13 protein-coding genes and 1 pseudogene are annotated in these 22,905 nt (G+C 72.9%); 3 read left to right on the top strand and 11 right to left on the bottom strand.

What is annotated here, in order from left to right; genetic code table 11:
- Positions 1-49 precede the first annotated feature (49 nt).
- Complete coding sequence (locus ACZ4VA_RS36215; protein WP_468084109.1) at positions 50-3,064, top strand: helix-turn-helix transcriptional regulator; 3,015 nt, start codon at positions 50-52, stop codon at positions 3,062-3,064.
- Positions 3,065-3,167: 103 nt separating this feature from the next.
- Here the strand turns inward: ACZ4VA_RS36215 and serA are convergent, their stop codons facing one another.
- From serA to ACZ4VA_RS36185, 6 genes are all read right to left on the bottom strand, one after another.
- Positions 3,168-4,757, bottom strand: coding sequence for a phosphoglycerate dehydrogenase (gene serA, locus ACZ4VA_RS36210; RefSeq protein WP_355781018.1), 1,590 nt, complete (start codon positions 4,755-4,757; stop codon positions 3,168-3,170).
- A gap of 330 nt (positions 4,758-5,087) precedes the next feature.
- A complete protein-coding gene (gene ilvC, locus ACZ4VA_RS36205; RefSeq protein WP_121406125.1) occupies positions 5,088-6,089 on the bottom strand; it encodes a ketol-acid reductoisomerase in 1,002 nt (333 codons plus the stop codon).
- Positions 6,090-6,251: 162 nt separating this feature from the next.
- Complete coding sequence (gene ilvN / locus ACZ4VA_RS36200) at positions 6,252-6,776, bottom strand: acetolactate synthase small subunit (protein ID WP_355781014.1); 525 nt, start codon at positions 6,774-6,776, stop codon at positions 6,252-6,254.
- Between the two features lie 26 nt (positions 6,777-6,802).
- Entirely contained in the window at positions 6,803-8,674 is a 1,872-nt protein-coding gene (locus ACZ4VA_RS36195; protein WP_355781011.1) for an acetolactate synthase large subunit, read from the bottom strand.
- 240 nt (positions 8,675-8,914) lie between these two features.
- Positions 8,915-11,941: an EAL domain-containing protein gene (locus tag ACZ4VA_RS36190; RefSeq protein ID WP_356171687.1), complete on the bottom strand. Its 3,027-nt coding sequence runs from the start codon at positions 11,939-11,941 to the stop codon at positions 8,915-8,917.
- Positions 11,942-12,345: 404 nt separating this feature from the next.
- Complete coding sequence (locus tag ACZ4VA_RS36185) at positions 12,346-13,287, bottom strand: 2-hydroxyacid dehydrogenase (protein ID WP_355783438.1); 942 nt, start codon at positions 13,285-13,287, stop codon at positions 12,346-12,348.
- A gap of 74 nt (positions 13,288-13,361) precedes the next feature.
- On the opposite strand from ACZ4VA_RS36185, the gene ACZ4VA_RS36180 reads away from it, so the two are divergent.
- Both ACZ4VA_RS36180 and ACZ4VA_RS36175 read left to right on the top strand, forming a co-directional pair.
- On the top strand, positions 13,362-14,360 hold the full coding sequence (locus ACZ4VA_RS36180) for an aldo/keto reductase (RefSeq protein ID WP_355783435.1): 999 nt from the start codon (positions 13,362-13,364) through the stop codon (positions 14,358-14,360).
- Between the two features lie 89 nt (positions 14,361-14,449).
- Entirely contained in the window at positions 14,450-15,619 is a 1,170-nt protein-coding gene (locus ACZ4VA_RS36175; RefSeq protein WP_355783432.1) for a PQQ-dependent sugar dehydrogenase, read from the top strand.
- A gap of 195 nt (positions 15,620-15,814) precedes the next feature.
- Here the strand turns inward: ACZ4VA_RS36175 and ACZ4VA_RS36170 are convergent, their stop codons facing one another.
- The 5 genes and pseudogenes from ACZ4VA_RS36170 to ACZ4VA_RS36150 form a co-directional block, all read right to left on the bottom strand.
- Entirely contained in the window at positions 15,815-16,258 is a 444-nt protein-coding gene (locus ACZ4VA_RS36170) for a DUF6191 domain-containing protein (RefSeq protein WP_356171731.1), read from the bottom strand.
- Positions 16,259-16,290: 32 nt separating this feature from the next.
- A complete protein-coding gene (locus ACZ4VA_RS36165; protein WP_468084104.1) occupies positions 16,291-19,368 on the bottom strand; it encodes a helix-turn-helix transcriptional regulator in 3,078 nt (1,025 codons plus the stop codon).
- A gap of 191 nt (positions 19,369-19,559) precedes the next feature.
- Positions 19,560-19,757: a hypothetical protein gene (locus ACZ4VA_RS36160; protein ID WP_356171677.1), complete on the bottom strand. Its 198-nt coding sequence runs from the start codon at positions 19,755-19,757 to the stop codon at positions 19,560-19,562.
- A gap of 188 nt (positions 19,758-19,945) precedes the next feature.
- Positions 19,946-20,533 carry a hypothetical protein gene (locus tag ACZ4VA_RS36155; protein ID WP_356171674.1) on the bottom strand — a complete coding sequence of 196 codons (588 nt, stop codon included), beginning with the start codon at positions 20,531-20,533 and terminating at the stop codon, positions 19,946-19,948.
- 98 nt (positions 20,534-20,631) lie between these two features.
- A pseudogene (locus tag ACZ4VA_RS36150) lies at positions 20,632-22,885 on the bottom strand (MMPL family transporter).
- Positions 22,886-22,905 lie beyond the last annotated feature (20 nt).

Below are 22,905 nucleotides of genomic sequence, written 5' to 3'. Positions count from 1 at the left end.
CAGCCTTATTGCAGGGTGCCGTGTCACCCCCGCATGCCAGGATGGACCCGTGGCACAGACATTCGGTACGCCGTTCATCGGCCGGTCAGACGAACTGTCCCGGCTCACCGGCGTGCTGGACCGCGCCAGAACCGGCGACCCCCGCGCCGTACTGCTGGCGGGCGACGCCGGCGTCGGCAAGACCCGCGTCCTGACGGAGGCCGCCGCACACGCCGCCGCCACCGGCACGACCGTCCTCACCGGCCACTGCGTGGACCTGGGCGACGTCGGCCTGCCGTATCTGCCGTTCACCGAGATCCTCGGGGTGCTCGCCGCCGACGAGCGGTTCGCGCCCGCGCTCGCGGCGCACCCCGCCGTCGACCGGCTGCTCGGCAGCGGGGCCGACGGCGCCTCGGACGCGGGCGGCCGGCTGCGCCTGTTCGAGGGCGTGGCCGGCCTGCTGGGCGACGTCGCCGCGATCACCCCGGTCCTCCTGGTCCTGGAGGACCTGCACTGGGCGGACCAGTCCTCCCGCGACCTGCTGCGCTTCCTGCTCAGCCGCGGCCTGCCCCAGCTCCCCCACACCCGCGGCCCGGCGGCACCGGGGACTGCCGGGACCAGCGCCCCCGCCCGGCGCCTCGCCGTCTTCGCCTCGTACCGCGCCGACGACCTGCACCGCCGCCACCCGCTGCGCCCCCTGCTCGCCGAGCTGGTCCGGCTGCCCGCCGTCGACCGCCTGGAGCTGCGCCCGATGCGCGACGCGGAGGTGGCCACCCTGGTGCGCGCCCTCAACACCGGCCCGGTGCCGGACACCACGGTCCGCCGCATCGTCGAGCGCGCCGAGGGCAACGCGTTCTACGCGGAGGAACTGCTCGCCGCCACCGCCGACGCCGTACCCGGTTCCTCGGACCCGGCAGCGGACGCCATGCCCAGCGGCCTGGCCGACGTCCTGCTCATCCGCTTCGAGCAACTGCCCGCCACCGCCCAGCAGGTACTGCGCACCGCCGCCGTGGCCGGCCGCCGCGTGGAGCACGAGCTGCTGCGCGACGCCGTCCAACTGCCCGAGGAGGAACTGGAGTCGGCGCTCCGCGAGGCCGTCGGCAGACAGCTCCTCGTCCCGGCCGAACAGGACACGTACACCTTCCGGCACGCCCTCATCCGCGAGGCGGTCTACGCCGACCTGCTGCCGGGTGAACGGGTGCGGCTGCACCGGGCGTTCGCCCGTCTGCTGGCCGGCCGCGGCGACCCGGCGAAGAGCGCGGCCGAGCGCGCCCACCACTCGCGGGAGAGCCACGACCTCGCCGACGCCCTGCGCGCGTCCCTGGAGGCCGCCGACCACGCGGCCGGCGTCGGCGCGCCCGCCGAGGAGCTGCGCCACCTGGAGGCCGCCCTCGACCTGTGGCCCGCCGTGGCGCCCACCGCCCGGCCGGAGGACAGCCTCGACACCGTCACCCTGACCCTGCGCGCCTCGGCCGCCGCAGCCCACGCCGGCGAGAGCCACCGGGCGGTGACCCTGACCCGGGCCGCGCTCGCGCGGGCGGGCTCGGACGCCGACTCCGAACTGGCCGTGCGCGTCCGCTACACCCTCGCGGGCAACCTGATCCGCGTCGACCGGCTGAAGGCCGCGTTCACGTACAGCAGCGAGGCGCTGGCCATGATCCCCGCCGAGCCGCCGTCGCGCACCTGGGTCTGGGCCGCGGCGACCCACGCCATGGCCGCCCGCTACATGGGCCACGACGAGGACGCCCAGCGCGTCGCCCGGCAGGCCCTGCGCGTCGCGGAGGACCTCGGACTCCCCGACGCGCAGGCGGACTTGACGATCTCACTGGTCGGGCTCGAAGGACACAACCGCCGCACTCCGCAGGGCCGCCTGAGGCTGGCGGAGGCCCGCGGACTGGCCCGGCGCGCGGGCAACGTCCCGGTGGAGATGCGGGCCCTGTTCAACCTCGCGGTCGGCTGCTACGAGTCGGGCGACCTGGACGAGTGCCTGACCTGGCTCTCCGACGGACTCGACCGCGCGGGCCGCTCCGGTCTGCTGTCCTCGCCGTACGCGCTGGAACTGCGTTATCTGCAGTCCCTGCTGTTCTACACGCTGGGCCGCTGGGACGAGTGCGCCCGCGCGGCCGCCGCCGACGCCGGGCGGCTGCCCGCCGCCGCCGGCTTCGCGACCGGCCCGGCGCTCTACGTGGCACTCGCGCGCGGCGACCACACGGCGGCCGACCGCGCGCTCGCCCTGCTCGACGGCCCCTTCGACTGGATGGCCACGCTCGTCGCGGGCATCGTGCTGACCGACGCCGCGGCGCTGCGCGGTGACGCGGAGGCGGCCGTCGCCCGGGTCCGTACGACGATCACCACGCTGGCGGGCGAGGCCGGGGCCGAACGGCCGGACGTCGCGGTGCACCTGGCCGGGCTCGCCCTGGCCGCGGTCGCCGACCGGGCCGAGCAGCTGCGGACGACCGGCGACCTGACCGAGCTGGGCCGGTGGACGGACACGGCGGACGAGCTGGTCGAGCTGGCCCGGGCCACCGCCTCCAAGGGCGAGGACGGCTCACGGCAGGGCCCGGAAGGGCTCGCCTGGCTCGCCCGCGCCGAGGCGGAGTGGACCCGCGCCCGCACCGGTCCCGACGTCGCCGCGTGGGAGAAGGCCGTCGCCGCCTTCGCGTACGGCGACCCGTACGAGCTGGCGCGGTGCCGGCGGCGGCTCGCGGAGGCGCTGCTGACGGCGGACCGCCGCGAGGAGGCCGCCGAGCAGATCCGCGCCGCGCACGAGACGGCCGAACGGCTCGGTGCCGTGCCCCTGTGCGAGGACCTGGACGCCCTGGCCCGGCGCGGCCGGCTCGCCCAGGCCGGACCCGCCGCGCAGGACGGCGCCGTCCTGACCGCCCGGGAGTACGACGTGCTGCGGCTGCTGGCCCTCGGCCGCACCAACCGCCAGATCGGCGAGGAGCTGTTCATCAGCGGCAAGACGGCGAGCGTCCACGTCTCGAACATCCTCGCCAAGCTGGGCGCGGCCGGGCGCACGGAGGCCGTCGCCATCGCCTACCGGCAGGGCCTGATCGAGCCGGAGCGCACCGCGTCCCCCTGACGTCCGCCCGGGCACAAGCGAAGGGCCGGATCACCCGAAGGTGACCCGGCCCTCGGCTCGCGCGGCCCGTACTCCCGTACGGCGCGTGGCGGCCTGGTGCGACTCAGACGAGGTTGACCGAGCGGGCCGACGTGGCGCCGATCTCGTCGGCGACCTCGGTGAGGACGGTCTGCGGGACCGTGTCGTCGACCGTGAGGACCGCGAGGGCCTCCCCGCCGACGGCGGCACGGGCGACCTGCATGCCCGCGATGTTGATACCGGCCTCGCCGAAGACGCGGCCGACGGTGCCGACGACACCGGGACGGTCCTCGTAGCGCAGCACGACCATGTGGTCGGCGAGCGCGAGGTCCACGTCGTAGTCACCGACGGCGACGATCTTCTGGAGGTGCTTGGGGCCGGCCAGCGTGCCGGAGACCGCCACCTCCTGGCCGTCACTGAGCGTGCCGCGGACGGTGACCACGTTGCGGTGGTCCGGGGACTCGGAGCTGGTCGTCAGACGCACCTCGACGCCGCGCTCCTGCGCGAACAGCGGGGCGTTCACGTACGACACGGTCTCGTCGACGACGTCCTCGAACACGCCCTTGAGCGCGGAGAGTTCGAGCACCTTCACGTCGTGCTGGGTGATCTCGCCGTACACCTCGACGTCGAGGCGGACGGCGACCTCACCGGCGAGGGCGGTGAAGATGCGGCCCAGCTTCTCGGCGAGCGGCAGGCCGGGCTTGACGTCCTCGGCGATGACGCCGCCCTGCACGTTCACCGCGTCCGGCACGAGCTCACCGGCGAGGGCGAGGCGCACGGAGCGGGCGACGGCGATGCCGGCCTTCTCCTGGGCCTCGTCGGTGGAGGCGCCAAGGTGCGGGGTGCAGACGACCTGGTCGAGCTCGAAGAGCGGGGAGTCCGTGCAGGGCTCCTTGGCGTACACGTCGAGGCCGGCGCCGGCGACGCGGCCCTCCTTGAGCGCCGAGTACAGCGCCTCCTCGTCGACGATCCCGCCGCGCGCGGCGTTCACGATGCGCACCGAGGGCTTGACCTTGTGGAGCGCCTCGTCGCCGATCAGGCCGAGCGTCTCGGGGGTCTTCGGGAGGTGGACGGTGATGAAGTCGGCGACCTCCAGCAGCTCGTCCAGCGACAGGACCTTCACGCCCATCTGGGCGGCGCGCGCGGGCTGCACGTACGGGTCGTAGGCGACGACCTTCATGCCGAACGCGGACATGCGCTGGGCGACCAGCGCGCCGATGCGGCCGAGGCCGACGACGCCGAGGGTCTTCTCGGCGAGCTCGACGCCCGTGTACTTGCTCCGCTTCCACTCGCCGTTCTTCAGGGCGGTGTTGGCCTGCGGGATGTGGCGCGCGGTGGCGAGCAGGAGGCCGCAGGCCAGCTCGGCGGCGGTCACGATGTTCGAGGTGGGGGCGTTGACGACCATCACGCCGGCCTTGGTGGCGGCGGAGACGTCGACGTTGTCCAGGCCGACGCCGGCTCGCGCGACGACCTTGAGCTTCTTCGCGGCGGCGACGGCCTCCGCGTCGACCTTGGTGGCCGACCGGATCAGGATCGCGTCCACGTCGGCGATCGCGGGCAGCAGCTCGGCGCGGTCCGCGCCGTTGCACTGGCGGATCTCGAAGTCCGGGCCCAGGGCGTCCACGGTCGCGGGCGACAGCTCTTCAGCGATGAGTACGACAGGTTTCGAGCTCACGTGAGTCCTCACAAGTCCAATGCGGACGGCCGTCCCGACGGCCGCATGCGGTGGAGGGTTGTCGGCGGCCCCGGGGAGTGCTGGTGGCGTCCCGCGCCGAGTGGCGTGGGGGCGTGCCTTCACTTCCTCGGTGTCGCTTGAGCCGCGTGGAAGACGCACGACGCTGTGGGCCTGACGCGTTTGTTGTGCAGCAGTCTAGTGCCGCTGCGGGGGCCGTCTTGCGCCTCCGCGTAAGGATCACCCGGACGAGGCTGGCCTCAGTGGACAACAGCGTTACCCCGGGTTCGGCGACGGGCCGGAACAGTACGCTCCGGCCCGCCGTCCCGAGGCTTACGCCTCGTCGTCGTTGACCCAGCTCATGAGCTTGCGCAGCTCCTTGCCGGTGGTCTCCAGGAGGTGGTTCTCGTCCTGGGTCTTGTACTCGTTGTACTTCTTCAGGCCGCCGTGGTACTCGTCCATCCACTGCTGGGCGAACGTGCCGTCCTGGATCTCGGCGAGGACCTTCTTCATCTCCGCCTTGGTGGCGTCGGTGATGATCCGCGGGCCGGTGATGTAGTCGCCCCACTCGGCGGTCTCGGAGACCGACCAGCGCATCTTCTCCAGGCCGCCCTCGTACATGAGGTCGACGATGAGCTTCAGCTCGTGGAGGCACTCGAAGTACGCGATCTCCGGCTGGTAGCCGGCCTCGGTCAGCGTCTCGAAGCCCGCCTTGACCAGCGCGGCGGTACCACCGCAGAGGACGGCCTGCTCACCGAACAGGTCGGTCTCGGTCTCCTCGGTGAACGTCGTCTTGATGACGCCGGCGCGGGTGCCGCCGATGCCCTTGGCGTACGAGAGCGCCAGCGCGAAGGCGTTGCCCGTCGCGTCCTGCTCGACGGCCGCGATGCAGGGGACGCCGCGGCCTTCCTCGTACTGGCGGCGCACCAGGTGGCCCGGGCCCTTGGGGGCGACCATGCAGACGTCGATGCCGGCCGGGGGCTTGATGAAGCCGAAGCGGATGTTCAGGCCGTGGCCGAAGAACAGCGCGTCGCCGTCGTTCAGGTTGTCCTTGATGGACTCCTCGTAGACCTGGGCCTGGATCGGGTCCGGCACCAGGATCATGATGACGTCGGCCTCGGCCGCCGCCTCCGACGGCGTCACCACGCGCAGGCCCTGCTCCTCGGCCTTGGCCTTGGACTTCGAGCCCTCGTGCAGACCGACGCGGACGTCGACACCCGAGTCACGGAGCGACAGCGCGTGGGCGTGGCCCTGGCTGCCGTAACCGATGACCGCGACCTTGCGGTTCTGGATGATGGACAGGTCGGCATCGTCGTCGTAGAACAGCTCGGCCACTGGGGTTCTCCTCGTTTGCGGTATTGCTGGTTCTGCTTGCCACCGTACGGCGGGCGGGGGAAGGGAAGTCTTCGGGTCTCGGAATACGGGCGGTCCGCGGCTGCGGACCGTCCGTTTCCGGTCGTGCCGTGGCCGGGGACGATCGGTCCCCGGCCGAGAGCGTCAGGCGGAGCGGTCGAGCGCGCGCAGTGAACGGTCGGTGATGGAGCGGGCGCCCCGGCCGATGGCGATCGTGCCGGACTGGACCAGCTCCTTGATGCCGTACGGCTCCAGCATCTTGAGCATGGCCTCCAGCTTGTCGCTGCCGCCGGTGGCCTCGATGGTGACGGCCTCCGGGGAGACGTCGACGGTCTTGGCGCGGAACAGCTGGACGATCTCGATGATCTGCGAGCGCGTCTCGTTGTCCGCGCGCACCTTCACCAGAACGAGTTCCCGCTGAACGGCGGAACCCGGCTCCAGTTCGACGATCTTCAGGACGTTGACGAGCTTGTTGAGCTGCTTCGTCACCTGCTCCAGCGGCAGGTCGGCGACGCTCACCACGATGGTGATGCGGGAGATGTCGGGGTGCTCGGTGACACCGACCGCGAGCGAGTCGATGTTGAAGCCGCGACGCGAGAACAGGGCGGTGATCCGGGCGAGGACACCGGGCTTGTTCTCGACCAGGACGGAGAGCGTGTGCTTGGTCATGGGTGGCGTTCCTTCTCCTGCGGCTCTCAGTCGTCTTCGTTGTCGCCGAAGTCGGGGCGGACGTCCCGGGCGGCCATGATCTCGTCGTTCGAGGTGCCGGCGGCGACCATCGGCCACACCATCGCGTCCTCGTGGACGATGAAGTCCACGACGACCGGGCGGTCGTTGATGGAGTTCGCCTCCTCGATGACCTTGTCGAGGTCGTCCGGGGACTCGCAGCGGATCGCGTGGCAGCCCATGGCCTCCGACAGCTTCACGAAGTCGGGGACGCGGGTGCCGGCGCTGGGCTCCCTGCCGCTGGCCCCGGGGCCGGAGTGCAGCACGGTGTTGGAGTACCGCTGGTTGTAGAAGAGGGTCTGCCACTGTCGGACCATCCCGAGGGCGCCGTTGTTGATGATGGCGACCTTGATCGGGATGTTGTTCAGGGCGCAGGTGGTGAGTTCCTGGTTGGTCATCTGGAAGCAGCCGTCGCCGTCGATCGCCCAGACCGTCCGGTCCGGGACCCCGGCCTTGGCACCCATCGCGGCCGGGACCGCGTAGCCCATCGTCCCGGCGCCGCCCGAGTTCAGCCAGGTCGCGGGCTGCTCGTACTGGACGTAGTGCGCGGCCCACATCTGGTGCTGGCCGACGCCCGCCGCGAAGATCGTGCCCTGCGGGGCGAGTTGACCGATGCGCTCGATGACCTGCTGCGGCGACAGCGAGCCGTTCTCGGGCTGCTCGTAGCCCAGCGGGTACGTCTCGCGCCAGCGGTCGAGGTCCTTCCACCAGGCCGCGTACTTCGACCGGGCGGCCTCGCCCAGGTGGCCGTCGCTGTGCTCCTTCTGGACGGCCTGGACGAGGTCGGCGATGACCTCGCGGGCGTCACCGACGATCGGCACGTCGGCGGCGCGGTTCTTGCCGATCTCCGCCGGGTCGATGTCGGCGTGGACGATCTTGGCGAACGGGGCGAAGCTGTCCAGCTTGCCGGTGACACGGTCGTCGAAGCGGGCTCCGAGGGCGACGATCAGGTCGGCCTTCTGCAGCGCGGTGACGGCGGTGACCGCACCGTGCATGCCCGGCATCCCCACGTGCAGCGGGTGGCTGTCGGGGAATGCGCCGAGCGCCATCAGGGTGGTGGTGACGGGCGCTCCGGTGAGTTCGGCGAGGACCTTCAGCTCCGCGGTGGCCCGCGCCTTCAGGACGCCGCCGCCGACGTACAGGACCGGCCGCTTGGCGGCGGTGATCAGCTTCGCGGCCTCGCGGATCTGCTTGGCGTGCGGCTTGGTCACCGGCCGGTAGCCCGGCAGGTCCTGGGTGGGCGGCCAGCTGAAGGTGGTCTTCGCCTGGAGGGCGTCCTTGGCGATGTCGACGAGGACGGGACCGGGCCGGCCGGTGGAGGCGATGTGGAAGGCCTCCGCGATCGTCCGCGGGATGTCCTCGGCCTTGGTCACCAGGAAGTTGTGCTTGGTGATCGGCATCGTGATGCCGACGATGTCCGCCTCCTGGAAGGCGTCCGTGCCGATCGCCTTGGAGGCGACCTGGCCGGTGATGGCGACCATCGGCACGGAGTCCATGTGGGCGTCGGCGATCGGCGTGACCAGGTTGGTGGCGCCGGGGCCGGAGGTCGCCATGCAGACGCCGACCCGGCCGGTGGCCTGGGCGTAACCGGTGGCCGCGTGGCCCGCGCCCTGCTCGTGCCGGACGAGCACGTGCCGCACACGCGTCGAGTCCATCAGCGGGTCGTACGCCGGGAGGATCGCACCGCCGGGAATGCCGAATACCGTGTCGGCCCCGACCTCCTCGAGAGAGCGGATGAGGGACTGCGCGCCCGTCACGTGCTCGGGGGCGGACTGATGTCCTCCGGAACGGGGCCGCGGCTGCGGATGGTGGGCCCCGGTGGCCTGCTCGGTCATCGGCATTCTCTTCTCGATGCTGAGGGTTTTTGCGAGGTTTGTGCGGTGTACGTCTGCTGATGGAAAGGCGCCTGTGCAACAAAAAACCCCTCGTGCCGTGAGGCAAGCGAGGGGAGCGCGCCGGGTGCGGTCGCTGGGTGTCTCCGGATCGTCCTCCGGTGTTCCCCAGCTTCAGCCGACGCGCTTTCCAAGTACGAGAATTCGGGTGCGCATGGCATTGACCCTCCCCCCGGCACGCACCGACTGTCAAGTGGGTGGGACGGGAGTCTCATTATGTGAGCGCAGTGCCGTGCCGCCCCCGTAGACGGAGGGCATACCGCTCCCGTACATTCCCGCGCCGCCGCCGGCGAAAGCGGGCTCGACCGGTCCGTGCGGCACCGGGTACTGACCGAGGGACAGCGCCCGGCGCAACCGGTACTCGTCGAGCGGTCCGGAGAAGGCCATGCCCTGCCCGTGGGTGCAGCCCATCGCGCGCAGGGCGATGACCTGCTCCGGCAGGTCCACGCCGTCGGCCACGGACTGCAGCCCGAGGTCGGTGGCGATGCGCAGCAGCCCGCTGGTGATCTTGTGCAGCCGCGCGGACTCGACGACACCCTCGACCAGCCCGCGGTCGAGCTTCAGTACGTCGACGGGGAGCCGGCGCAGCGCCGTGATGGCCGCGTAGCCGCTGCCGAAGCCGTCCAGCGCGATCCTGACCCCCATGCGCCGCAGCGCGTTCAGCCGGCGCTCCAGCTCGTCCAGGGAGACCCGGGGGTCCATGTCGGACAGCTCGACGACCAGGGCGCCCGAGGCGAGGCCGTGCCGGGTCAGCAGTGCCTCGACGGAGCCGACCGGCATGGAGCGGTCCAGCAGTCGGCGGGCGCTCATCCGCACGGCGACGGGGACGGACAGACCGGTGGCGGTGCGCTCGGCGGCCTGCTGGACGGCCTGCTCCAGCATCCAGCGGCCGAGTTCGGCGGTGCGGTCGTTGTCCTCGGACACCCGCAGGAACTCGGCCGGGGTGAAGAAGACGCCCTGGGAGGAGCGCCAGCGGGCCTGGGCGGCGACCGACGTGATCCGGCCGCTCTCCAGGGCCACGACGGGCTGGTGGAGCAGGGCGAACTCGCCGTCGTGCAGGGCGGCCCGCAGCCGGGTGGCCAGCTCGGCCTTGCGGACGACGTCCTGCTGCATCTGGGGCGCGTACAGCTCGACCCGGCCCTTGCCTGCGCCCTTGGCGCGGTACATGGCCAGGTCCGCGTTGCGCTGGAGCTCGCCCGCGCCGAGTCCCGGTTCGGCGAAGGCGACGCCGATGGAGGCGGCGACCCGGACATCGTTGCCGTCGATGGCGTACGGCTGGGACAGGGTGATCCTGAGCCGGTCGGCCAGCTCCATGATGTGCCGTTCGCGGGCGGAGCGGTCGCGGGCGCCGTCGCCGACGATGAGGGCGGCGAACTCGTCACCGCCGAGGCGCGCGGCCGTGTCGCCCTGCCGCACCGAGTCCTGGAGCCTGCGGGCGGCCTGGACGAGGAGTTCGTCGCCCGCCTGGTGGCCGATGGTGTCGTTCACCGCCTTGAAGCCGTCGAGGTCGATGAAGAGGACGGCGGTGCCGCGGTCGGTCGAGCGGCGGCCGGACAGGGCCTGCTGGACGCGCTTGGTGAACAGGGCGCGGTTGGGCAGGTCGGTGAGCGGGTCGTGCTCGGCGTTGTGCTGCAACTGCGCCTGGAGGCGGACCCGTTCGGTCACGTCACGGCTGTTGAAGATGAGGCCGCCGTGATGGCGGTTGACGGTGGACTCCACGTTGAGCCAGCCGCCGTCGCCGGACTTGAAGCGGCACTCGATGCGGGTGGTGGGCTCCTCGGTGTGGCTGGCGGCCAGGAAGCGGCGCACCTCGTGCACCACGCAGCCGAGGTCCTCGGGGTGGATGAGCGCGGCCAGTTCGGACCCGACGAGCTCCTCGGCGGGGCGTCCGTACACACCTGCGGCGGCCGGACTCACGTACCGGAGGATGCCGTTGGGGGCGGCGATCATGATGACGTCGCTGGAGCCCTGCACCAGGGAGCGGAAGTGGTTCTCCTTCTGCGCCAGTTCCTGGGTGAGGGTGATGTTGTCGAGCAGCATGATGCCCTGGCGCACGACGAGGGCGAGCACGACCGTGCCGCCGGTGATCAGTACGACGCGGTCGACGCTGTGGCCGTTCAGCACGTTGTAGAGGATGCCCAGCGTGCAGACGGCCGCGGCGAGGTAGGGCGTGAGCGCGGCCAGGGAGCCGGCGATGGGCCGGGTGGCCGGATAGCGTCCGCGCTCGCCGCCGTGCGCGGGTCCCGGCAGCGGGGTGTGCCCCGGGGACGGCGCCTGGCCCTGTGCGGGACCGTGGAGGGGGCTTCCGGGGCGCTGCCCGGGGACGTGCTCGTGCACCACGCGCGTGTGCCCCTCGCCGTCCGGGTGCCGGCCGTTGCGCAGGCCGACCCAGGGGGCGTAGGCGAGCAGCAGGGAGCCGGCGAACCAGCCCGCGTCGAGGAGTTGCCCCGAGCGGTAGTTGTTGTGCAGCAGGGGCGAGGTGAACAGGGCGTCGCACATGACGGTGAGGGCGAGGGCGCCGATGGCGGTGTTCACCGCGGACCGGTTGACCGCCGAGCGCCGGAAGTGCAGGGCGAGCACCATGCTGACGAGGGCGATGTCCAGGAGGGGGTACGCGAGCGAGAGCGCGGTGTGCGCGACGCTCGGCCCGTCCATCTTCGCCGCCTGCGCCAGCGCCAGGCTCCACGACAGGGTGAGCAGCGAGCCGCCGATCAGCCAGGCGTCCAGCGCCAGGCAGACCCAACCGGCCTTCGTCACGGGCCTCTTGGCGAGCACCAGGAGGCCCACGATGGCGGGCGGGGCGAAGCAGAGGAAGAACAGGTCGGCGTAGCTGGGGCTGGGTACGGGCATCCCGAGCACGACCTCGTACCACCCCCAGACCAGGTTGCCCAGCGCGGCCATCGCGGAGGACAGCGAGAACAGCAGCCACGCGGGGCGGAACCGGATGCGGCGCCTGCGGGCGTACAGGAAGCAGGAGACCGCGGCGGTGCCCGCCGCGGCGCTCAGTCCGAAGTCGCCCATGACGAGGGCGGCTCCGGGGGAACCCCAGCCGAGCGCGGACCCGACTCCGTACGCCGCGCAGACCAGGGCCAGGACGAGTTGCGACCGCAGGCCCGTCCCGCCGCCCGGTTCCGGCCGGCGGGTCAGCAGCGTCCCGAGGAGCCGCTGCGGGCGCAGCGCTCCGTCGAAGGCGGTGGGCGGCGGCGGGGAACTCACCGCGCCCACCCGGTCCGTGCCGCCGCGGGGTCCCGCTGGTCGCGGTGCGCGGGGTGCGTGTGCCTCCTGCGGCCGCTGTGCCTGCGGTGGTGGTGATGACCGCCGTGGCCGTGGCCGCGCCTGCGCGTCGCCGCCCGCCAGGGTCGCCGTCGGCGGCCCCGCCGCGTCGGATCGTTGGTCCATAGGCCGTGCATCGCCCGTCGCCCCCCTCGCAGTCTTGAACTCTTCGTCCCCGGCGCCGAACGGTGCACGGCGCAGCCCCTGTCGGGACGATACACCAGTCTCGTCACTCAGGGACATAGTTCCTCTACGCTCCGTGACGACCAGCACGAATGACCGTACGGAACGCGTTCGGGAGACTGCGGAGGGTGCCCGAACCGGACGGGGAGTGAACGGTACGCGGATTACCCGCCGGTTGTGAGCACTACGTTCTGAAGCGCCTCCCCGCGCGCGAACCGGTTCAACTGTGCGACCAGCAGGCGCTTGGCGCGTGGCAGGAACGCGGACGTGGGTCCGCCGACGTGCGGGCTGATGAGCAGGCCCGGCGCATGCCACAACGGGTGCCCCGGGGGCAGCGGTTCGGGGTCGGTGACGTCGAGCGCCGCGGTGATCCGGCCGCTCTCCAGTTCGGAGAGAAGGGCCTTGGTGTCCACGACGGGCCCGCGGGCGACGTTGACGAGCAGGGCGCCGTCCTTCATGCGGGCGAGGAAGTCGGCCCCGGCCAGGCCACGGGTGGTGTCGTTGAGCGGCGTGGACAGGATGACGACGTCCGCTTCGGGCAGCAGGGCGGGGAGTTCGGTGAGCGGGTGCACCGGACCGCGCTCCGTCGTGCGGGCGGAGCGTGCGACGCGCGCCACCCGCGCGAGCTCGAAGGGTGCGAGCCGGTCCTCGATCGCGGCGCCGATCGACCCGTACCCCACGATGAGGACGGACTTGTCGGCCAGGGCCGGGCGGAACCCGGAGCGCCACTCCTCCCGGTCCTGTCCCCGGACGAAGTCGGGGATGCCGCGGAGCGAGGCGAGGACGAGCGCCAGGGTGAGTTCGGCGGTGCTGGCCTCGTGCACCCCGCGGGCGTTGCACAGCCGCACGCCGGGACGCAGGTGCCGGAGGCCCGGCTCGACGTGGTCGATGCCCGCGGACAGGGTCTGCAGGGCCTGCACGGACGACATGCGGGGCAGCGGGCGTACGGAGACCTCGGCCCCCTTCATGTACGGCACCACGTAGAAGGCACACTCGGCGGGGTCCGCGGGAAAGTCCTGGTCACCGTTCCAGAAGCGGTAGTCGAGGCCTTCGGGGAGGCCGTCGATCTCGTCCGCGCCGAACGGGAGCCACACATCGGAAGTCATGGTCAGGAGGCTATGCGAAGGCCGCGCCGGTCCATTGGTTAGTTTGGGGTGCCAGAGAGGGAGGGTGCGGCCAGGTGGAGCGCAGGACGATCGGTGCGGCGACGCTCGATGTGGGGGCCGTCGGACTGGGGTGCATGCCGATGAACTGGGCGTACACCGGTTCACGGCAGCGGAGCGACGAGTCGCTGCGGACGGTGCACCGGGCCCTGGACCTCGGCTCGTCGCTGCTGGACACCGCCGACATGTACGGCCCGTTCACCAACGAGCTGTTGCTGGGACGGGTGTTGAGGGAGCGGCGCTCCGAGGCGTTCGTGTCCACCAAGGTCGGGCTGCTGGTGGGCGAGCAGCACATCGTGGCCAACGGCCGCCCCGGGTACGTGAGACGGGCCTGCGACGCCTCGCTGCGCCGATTGCAGACGGACGTGATCGATCTCTACCAACTGCACCGCGCGGACCCGGAGATACCGGTCGAGGAGACCTGGGGGGCCATGGCGGAACTGGTGTCCGCCGGGAAGGTGCGGGCGCTCGGGCTGTGCGCTGTGGGCGCGCGCTCCCGACGCCGTCCGGGCGCCCGGCTGCACGACGGGACGATCAGGCAACTGGAGCGGGTGCAACAGGTGTTCCCGGTGAGCGCGGTGCAGGCCGAGCTGTCGGTGTGGTCGCCGGAGGCGCTGGACGCGCTGCTGCCGTGGTGCGCGGCGCGCGGGGTGGGTTTCCTCGCCGCGATGCCGCTGGGCAACGGGTTCCTCACCGGGACGCTGACGCCCGGCGAGGGGTTCGAGCCGGACGACCTGCGCGCCCGGCACCCGCGGTTCACCGCCGAGATGATGGCCGCCAACCAGCCGATCGTCGTCGGGCTGCGCCGGATCGCCGAGCGGTACGGGGACGGGGTGACGCCCGCGCAGGTGGCGCTTGCCTGGGTTCTGGCGCAGGGCCCGCACGTGGTGCCGGTGCCCGGCGCCAAGCGGGAGCGGTGGGTGACGGAGAACGCGCGGGCGGCCGGGCTGCGGCTGTCGGCCGAGGATCTGGCGGCGGTGGCACGGCTTCCGGCGGCGCGCGGATCCTGGGACTGACCGGATCTCCCGGGCACCCGCCGCGGTGATCGGGAACCTGTGGCGCGTGAGCGGTGTATGAACAGTAGGACCACCGCGTCGAAGGGACCTTGATCGTGCAACGTCGAGCTGTGACGGCCGTGTTGGCCACGGCCGCGCTTCTGCTGACGGCCGGCTGCTCCTCCGACGACGGAGGAGGGCCGGACGCCGCCGGGAGCTCGGGGCCGGACAGGAAGACCCCGCCGGCCACGTCCTCCGGGGCGCCCCGGGAGACCACACCGCCCGCGAAGGGCTCGGTCGAGGTGGTGCGCACCGTCGCCGAGGGCCTGAAGTCCCCCTGGGGCCTGGCCCCCCTGCCCGACGGCGACCTGCTGGTCGCCTCGCGCGACGAGGGCACGATCACGCGGATCGACGCCAAGACCGGCGAGAAGTCGGAGCTGGGCAAGGTGCCCGGGGTGGCCGCGTCGGGCGAGGGGGGCCTCCTGGGGCTCGCGCTCTCCCCCGCGTACGCCTCGGACCACATGGTCTACGCGTACTTCACCACGGCGTCCGACAACCGTATCGCCCGTCTGCTGTACGAGGAGGAGAAGCCGGCCGGCGAGCAGCTGGGCGCCCCGGACACGATCCTGCGGGGCATCCCCAAGGGGGTCATCCACAACGGCGGCCGGATCGCCTTCGGCCCGGACCGGATGCTGTACGCGGGCACGGGCGAGACCGGGGACACGGGGCTGGCCCAGGACAAGAAGTCGCTGGGCGGCAAGATCCTGAGGATGACCCCGGAGGGCGAGCCGGCCCCGGGCAACCCCTTCGGCGACTCCGTCGTGTACTCGTACGGCCATCGCAACGTCCAGGGGCTGGCCTGGGACGACAAGCAGCGCCTGTGGGCGTCGGAGTTCGGGCAGGACACCTGGGACGAGCTGAACCACGTGGGGCCGGGCGACAACGACGGGTGGCCCGACGCCGAGGGCAAGGGCGACGACGCCAGGTTCGTGGACCCGGTCGCCCAGTGGCACACCGACGAGGCCTCCCCCAGCGGCATCGCCTACGCCGAGGGGTCGGTGTGGATGGCGGGCCTGCGCGGCCAGCGCCTGTGGCGGATCCCCTTGAAGGGGACCAAGGCGTCCGCCGAGCCCCAGGCGTTCCTGAAGGGCGAGTACGGCCGCCTGCGCACGGTGGTCTCCGCGGGCGGCGACCGGCTGTGGCTGGTCACGAGCGAGACGGACGGCCGCGGCTCCCCGAAGGGCGGCGACGACAAGATCCTGGAACTCGCGGTGAAGTAGGGCGCGCGGGCGAGCCGGCTCGCGGGGCGGCAGCCGGGCGGGTCAGCCCGCGCCGGGCGGTTGCCGCCTCGCCGGGCCCTGCGAGTACGCGCTGGGCGGCTCGGGCGTTTCCGGACCCTACGAGCTAACGCCGGACGGCTCCTGCACCGTCGGGCCCTGCAAGTACACGCTGGGCGGCTCGCTGGTTTCCGGGTCCTACGAACCCGCGCCGGGCGGTTCCTGCGCCGTCGGGCCCGGCGAGTGCGCGTCGGGCGGCTCGTGCGTTTCCGGGTTTTGCGAGCCCGCGCCGGGCGGCTCCTGCGCCGCCGGGCCCTTCGAGTGCGCGCTGGGCGGCCCGCTCGTTTTTGGGTCCTGCGATCCCTCGCGGGGCGGTTCGTGCGACGACGGGTCCCTGTGGTCCGCGTCGGGCGCGGCCGGGATCTCCGTGGCCGTGTCCTGCGACGCGGGGTCGTCCGCAGCCGTCTCCTCCGGCCGCGCGTCCGGTGCGGACGGCTGCGCGCGGACGACGACCTTGCCCGAGGTGAGGTCTATCGGGCCCCGCCCGGGGTCCCCGTCGTTCAGGTCGACGCGGGTCAGCTCCAGCCGCTTGCGCTCGTCGTCGGTGTGCTTGCGGCCCGGTGCGAACAACTCCTCGAACATGTTGAACACGGCGCCTCCCTCGGCCCGGATCCTTACAGCGTAGGTCCCCCGCCCATCGCCTGGGCGGCGGGCGTCTCCGGCGGGAACAGCCGCAGCCGGTGGGCAAGGGCGGCGGCCTCCCCGCGGCCCGAGACACCGAGCTTCGCGAGGATGTTCGACACGTGGACGCTGGCCGTCTTCGGCGAGATGAACAGCCGTTCGGCGATCTGGCGGTTGCTGCGGCCGGCGGCGACGAGACGCAGGACGTCCCGCTCACGGCTGGTGAGGCCGAGTGCCTCGACGGGGTCGGCGCAGGCACCGGCCGGCTCCGCGGGCCCGGCGGGAACGTGGGTCAGGGTGAGCCGGGCGCGCCGGGCGAGCAGGGCGACGGCGTCGGCGAGCGGCCGGGCACCGAGGTGTGCGGCGACCGCGCCGGCCAGCCGCAGCAGTTCGGTGGCGCGGGCCCGGTCGTCGTCGTCCGCGCCGGAGGCGAGCAGCGACTCGGCGAGGCGGTGGCGGACGCGGGCCAGGTCGTAGGGGCGGGCCAGGGGTTCGACGGCGGTGACCACGTCGGACCAGAGGTGCGGGGCCGCCGTCCCCTCGGCGCGCTGGAGTTCGGCGCGCACCCACTGCTCGTAGGCCCGCCAGATGGGCGCCCCGGTGGCGAGGGAGCGGGCGGCGGTGCGGATGCGGCCGAGGGCCTCGGCGCGGCCCCGCTCGGCCGGTGGCAGCCCGCGGAAGTCGGCCTCGGCCGTGGTGCCGGCCAGCAGCAGCGGCCAGCCGTAGCGCTGGGTGCCGGGCGGGAATCCGGCGTCGAGGGCCTCGTACAGCGCGGTGCGGGCGTCCTGGTGTCGGCCCTCACCGGCGGCCAGGCCGATGGCTATGCGCAGCAGTGGCAGGGAGTTCTGCGGCATCGGGTCGTGGCTGCCGTAGAACCCGCGGGCGGCGGCCAGATGGCGGCTCACGGCGGCCATCTCGCCCCGGGCGAGGGCGATATGGGCGAGCCGGGTGGAGGCGCCGCCGCGCGGTTTGGCGCTCTGCCCGGTGGTGTGGGCGTTCGTCGCCGCCTCGGTCGCCTCGTCCCAACGACCCAGCGAGTAGAGCGACTCGGAGAGGTTGGTCCACACCCAGGCCTCGGAGTCCAGCAGGCCCATCCGCCGGGTGAGCTGGATGCCCTCGCGCAGCACGGCGACGGACTCCTCGGACCGGCCGACGCCCTCCAGGACCGACGGCAGGTTCACATGGCTGCGGCCGACGACATGGGTGACGCCCCGCTCCACCACCCGGTCCCTGACCTCGTACATTTCGGCGAGTCCGGCCTCGGTGTCGCCCGCGTCGACCATCAGGCCGCCGTGGGTGAGCCGGGCGTTCAGCTCGATGTCGTCGGCGCCCACCATGCGCGCGTACTCGACGGCGCGCTGGGCGTCGGAGAGCGCGTCGGGGCCGGGGTCGTGGAGCATCGACCAGCCGGCGACCATGGCGAGCACCTCGGCGTGCACCTCCGAGGGCGGCAGACCGCGTACGAGGTCCTGGGCGGTGGCGAGTTCCTTCCAGCCGTCGCCGCGGGCCTGGCCCTGGACGAGGCGGGAGCGCTGGACCCAGAACCAGGCCGCGCGCAGCGGGTCCGGCTCGTCCTCCAGGAGGCGCAGCGCCCGCTTGGTGATCTTCATGGCGCGTTCGCGCTCCCCGCACAGACGCCCGGCGACGGCGGCCTCGGCCATCAGGTCGAGGTAGCGCAGCGGCGTGGTCGCCGGGTCGCAGCCGCAGGGAGGGTACACCTCGGTGTAGTCGACGGGGCGCAGTGCGGCCCGTACGGCCTCGGGGGCGACCTCCCACAGCTCCATCGCCCGCTCCAGCAGCCGCAGTTGCTCGGAGGGCGCGTGCCGGCGGCGGGCCTCCACCGCGGCGTGGAGGACGGCGGGCAGGGCCTTGGCGGCGTCGTGGGCGTGGTACCAGTAGCTGGCCAGGCGGGTGGCGCGCTCGTCGGCCGGGACCAGCTCGGGGCGGGCTTCGAGGGCTTCGGCGTACCGGCGGTTGAGGCGGGAGCGCTCGCCGGGCAGCAGGTCGTCGCTGACGGCCTCGCGGACCAGGGAGTGCCGGAAGCGGTAGCCGTCGCCGCCGGGGGCGGGCTGGAGGATGTTGGCGCCGACGACCGCTCGCAGGGCCTCGATCAGGTCGTCCTCGGCGAGCCGGGCGACGGCGGCGAGGAGCGGGTACTCGACGGTGGAGCCGCCCTCGGCGACGATCCGGGCGACCCGCTGGGCGTCCTCGGGCAGCCCCTCCACGCGGACGAGGAGCAGGTCGCGCAGGGAGTCGGTGAGTCCGGCGCAGCAGCCCTCGTGGGAGGCGACGGCGAGCTCCTCGACGAAGAAGGCGTTCCCGTCGGAGCGTTCGAAGATCTCGTCGACCTGGGCCGGGTCGGGTTCGTGGGCGAGGATGCCGGCGATCTGGCGGCCGACCTCGACGCGGTTGAACCGGCCCAGCTCGATGCGGCGGACCGTGCGGAGCCGGTCGAGCTCGGCCAGCAGGGGGCGCAGCGGGTGGCGGCGGTGGATGTCGTCGGCGCGGTAGGTGGCGACGACGACGAGGCGGCCGCTGCGCAACGTGCGGAAGAGGTAGGCCAGGAGGTGCCGGGTGGAGGCGTCGGCCCAGTGCAGGTCCTCCAGGACGAGGACGACCGTACGGCCCGCGGCGACGCGCTCCAGGAGCCGGGCGGTGAGCTCGAACAGGCGGGCCATGCCGTCCTCTTCGTGCCCGCGCCCGCGGGTGGCCTCGCCGAGTTCGGGCAGCAGCCGGGCCAGTTCGTCCTCCTGTCCCGCGGCCGCGGCGGCGAGTTCGCCGGGGAGTTCGCGGCGCAGGGCGCGCAGGGCGCTGGAGAACGGCGCGAAGGGGAGTCCGTCGGCGCCGATCTCGACGCAGCCGCCGATCGCGACGACGGCTCCCCCGGCGGCGGCCGCGGTGGCGAACTCCTCGATCAGGCGGGTCTTGCCGACGCCGGCCTCACCGCCGAGCAGCAGCGCCTGCGGCTCACCGGCGGCGGCACGGGCGAGTGCTTCGCGAAGGGCCTCCAGTTCGTCGGCTCGGCCGATGAACACCGGGCTGACAGACCTGGTTTCCACAGCGCCGAGCATCGCACAGGGGTCCGACAGAGCGGCATCGATTATCGGCGGCGCGGCCTCGGTCCGCCCCGTGCGCGAGGCGGCCGGAACGCTGCCGGGAGCCGGAACGGCCGTCGTCCCGGCAGCCTGGCCGGCTGCCGGGACGACGGTGTCGGAGGGAGGTGGGCCGACCCCCGTACGGCCTGCCTCCCCCGCCCCGGCGCTCACGCGGCGCGGGCGAACGGGTGCCGGCGGGGACGGTCCGTATGGGCCTGCCCTCCGGTGTCGTGCCGGGCCGACGCGTCGGCGGCGGCGCGGCGGGCGTTCCGGCGCCCGCGCAGGGCCTCGCGGACCATGCGGTGGTGGTCGGCCTGGCGGATCAGGTCGGCGGAGCGGGTCTGGTGGATCTCGTACTCGTACATCTCGTCTCCCCATGAAGAGCTGTCGGTCTCGGTCCTCGCTCGGTGCGATGCCTCAACTCTCGTCTCCCAGGGGGGTCCGCCACATCGGGAGAGTTCCGCATCTTGGACGCGGAAGGGGCCTTAGAACGGCCGTGGATGACTCACGGCGGCTCTAAGGCCCCTCAGGTCGTGCGGGGGGATACGGGGTCTCAGCCGGTGGAGGGCAGGCCGAGCAGGAGGTCGGAGTACTTGGCGACGGCCAGCAGCAGCCCCACGACGCCGAGTGCGACGCCCGCCCAGGCGACCGACTTGATCCAGGGCGCCTGCGGCCTGCCGGGGACCCCGAAGGCGGGGCGGGCCAGCACGACGACGCCGACGATCAGGGCGGCCAGCGCGAAGAGGCCGCCGATCAGCGCGGTGACCTGCCAGGCGTCGCCGTAGACCTCCTGGACCTGCTTGGCGACGCTCGCGGAGGACGAGGTCCGCAGCTGGCCGACGAGCGTCTCGCGCGCGGCGGCCACGGTGGCGACCCAGCTGCCGGTGAGCGAGACGATGCCGAGCCCGGCGGAGACGACCGCGGCGGCGCCCTGGCCCACGCCGGAGGAGCCCTGCGCGGCCGGCTCGTCGTCCTCCCGGGCCTCCCTGTCCTCGGCCTCGGCCTCGGCCCGCGCCGCGTCCTGCTCCTCGGCAGCGGTTTCCCCCGGCTCGCCGGCCTTGGTGACGACCACGGTCTTCTCGTCGCTCTGCGCCTCGGTGCCGGTCTCGGTCCCGGCCTCGTCAGCTGTCTTGGTTCCCATGCGTCGCACGGTACGGACGAAGTCTGAGAGGTTTCTTAACGTTGTCTGTGTCGGTGCATAACGATCGGCACATGAGGAGGCGTGCCCGCGCCTGCCCGTCAGCCGACGGCGTCGCTGACGTCCCGCGGCCGCTCGCTCTCCAGTACGCCGACCAGCGCGGCGTCGTCCTCGTGGCGCTTCCCGGGGATTTTCGCGCCGGCGCCGTGGACGGGACGGCACTCGGGGGGCTCGATGCTGATCCGCGGCAGGCGCCGGTCGAGCCAGCCCGGCAGCCACCAGTTGGCGCCGCCCAGCAGGTGCATCAGGGCGGGGACGAGCAGGGTGCGCAGGACGAACGCGTCGAGGGCGACGGCCGCCGCGAGGGCGATCCCGAACATCGCGATGACGCGGTCGCCGCTGAGCACGAAGGCGAGGAAGACCGAGATCATGATGACGGCGGCCGAGTTGATCACACGGCCGGTCTCGGCGAGCCCGACGCGCACGGCCCGCCGGTTGTCGCCGGTCTCCAGCCACTCCTCGTACATCCGGCTGACCAGGAACACCTGGTAGTCCATGGAGAGCCCGAAGAGCACCGAGACCATGATCACCGGCAGGAACGGCTCGATCGGCCCGGCCCTGCCCAGCCCCAGCAGCTCGCTGCCCCAGCCCCACTGGAAGACCGCGACCACCACGCCGAAGGCCGCGGCGACGGCGGCGACGTTCATGACGGCGGCCTTGAGCGGGATGCCCAGGGACCGGAAGGCGACCAGCAGCAGGACGCAGCCGAGCCCGATCACCACACCCACGAACAGCGGGAGTTTGCCGACGATGACGTCGGCGAAGTCGTCGTAGCTCGCCGTCACCCCGCCGACGTGCACGTCGAGCGAGGTGCCCGACTCGGCCCGCGGCAGCACCTCGTCGCGCAGCCGGTCGACGAGTTCGCTGGTCCGCTGGGACTGCGGGGCGGACTCCGGGACGACGGTCAGGTACGCGGTGCCCGAGCCGTACGTCACGGGGGCCACCGAGGCGACGCCCTCGGTGGACCTGAGGGTGGCGTCGAGGTTGTCGAGCGCCAGCCGGTCCGCAGCGCCGCCCACCGGGGTGACGAGGGTCAGGGGACCGTTCACGCCGGGTCCGAAACCGTCCCCGATGAGGTCGTAGGCCTGCCGTGTGGTCGACGACGTGGGGCCGTTGCCCTGGTCGGACGTGCCCAGGTGCAGGGAGAGCGTCGGCAGCGCTAGCAGCGCCATGACGGCCACCGCGAGGCTCCCCAGCAGCTTCGGGTGCCGCTCCACGAACGCGGACCAGCGGGCGGCGAGGCCGGCGGCGATCTCCGGTTCGGGTCCGTGTTCGGCCAGCCGCCGCCGCTCGCGCCGGCTCAGCGCGCGCGGCCCGATGAAGGACAGGAGGGCGGGCAGCAGGGTCACGGAGGCGGCGACCGTGAGGACCACGGTCAGGGAGGCCGCGATGGCCACCCCGTTGAGGAAGCCGAGCCGCAGGATGAGCATGCCGAGCAGGGCGATGCAGACGGTGGCGCCGGCGAAGACGACGGCCCGGCCGGTGGTGGCCACGGCGTTCTGCGCGGCCTCCGCGACCGGCAGGCCCCGTTTCAGCCCCCGCCGGTGCCGGGTCACGATGAACAGCGCAGTCGATGCCCACCCCGAGCCCGATCAGCATCCCCAGCATGGGGGCGAAGTCGGCGACGGTCATGGCGTGCCCGAGAAGCACGATCGCTGCGTACGCGGTGCCGACGCTGACGAGCGCGGTGGCGATGGGCAGCATGGAGGCGGCGAAGGAGCCGAAGGCGAGGAAGAGGACCACCGCCGCGACCAGGACGCCGATGACCTCGGCGAGGTGTCCGCCGGCCGGTTCGGTGGCCGCGACGGCGGTGCCGCCCAGTTCCACCTGGAGGCCCTCGGTCCCGGCCTCCTGGGCGGTGTCGACGACGGCCTTCGCCTCGGCCGGGTCGATGTCCTCGGCCCGGTCCTCGAAGGTGACCGCGGCGTACGCCGTGCGTCCGTCGGCGCTGATCTGCCCGCTGTGGCGTCCCTCGTACGGGCTGACGACCGAGGCGACACCGGGCAGGTCGGCGATCCGGTCCAGCGTGCGGGTCATCGTCTGCTCGACGTCGGCGGAGCGCACGGTGCCCGGCGCCGTGTGCCAGACCACGGTGTCGGCGTCGCCGCCGAGGCTCGGGAACCCCTCCTGGAGGAGCCGGGTCGCGCGGCCGGACTCGGTGCCGGGGACCTCGTAGTCGTTCGAGTACGCGGAGCCCGCCACGGCCGCGGCGGCGGTCGTGCCGCCCAGCGCGAGGAGCCACAGCAGAACGGCGACGAGGCGGTGCCGTACACACCAGCGCGCAAGGGCTGCCAACGGACGTGCTCCCTGGATGA

This window comes from Streptomyces sp. NPDC028308 (assembly GCF_055565855.1).
This window is presented reverse-complemented; position numbering and strand designations above follow the sequence as displayed.

Coding starts and splice junctions, on each gene's coding strand:
- ilvN (WP_355781014.1), bottom strand. CDS start 6,776: ATGACCAAGCACACGCTCTCCGTCCTGGTCGAGAACAAGCCCGGTGTC.
- ACZ4VA_RS36195 (WP_355781011.1), bottom strand. CDS start 8,674: ATGCCGATGACCGAGCAGGCCACCGGGGCCCACCATCCGCAGCCGCGG.
- ACZ4VA_RS36185 (WP_355783438.1), bottom strand. CDS start 13,287: ATGACTTCCGATGTGTGGCTCCCGTTCGGCGCGGACGAGATCGACGGC.
- ACZ4VA_RS36170 (WP_356171731.1), bottom strand. CDS start 16,258: ATGTTCGAGGAGTTGTTCGCACCGGGCCGCAAGCACACCGACGACGAG.
- ACZ4VA_RS36165 (WP_468084104.1), bottom strand. CDS start 19,368: ATGCTCGGCGCTGTGGAAACCAGGTCTGTCAGCCCGGTGTTCATCGGC.
- ACZ4VA_RS36160 (WP_356171677.1), bottom strand. CDS start 19,757: ATGTACGAGTACGAGATCCACCAGACCCGCTCCGCCGACCTGATCCGC.
- ACZ4VA_RS36155 (WP_356171674.1), bottom strand. CDS start 20,533: ATGGGAACCAAGACAGCTGACGAGGCCGGGACCGAGACCGGCACCGAG.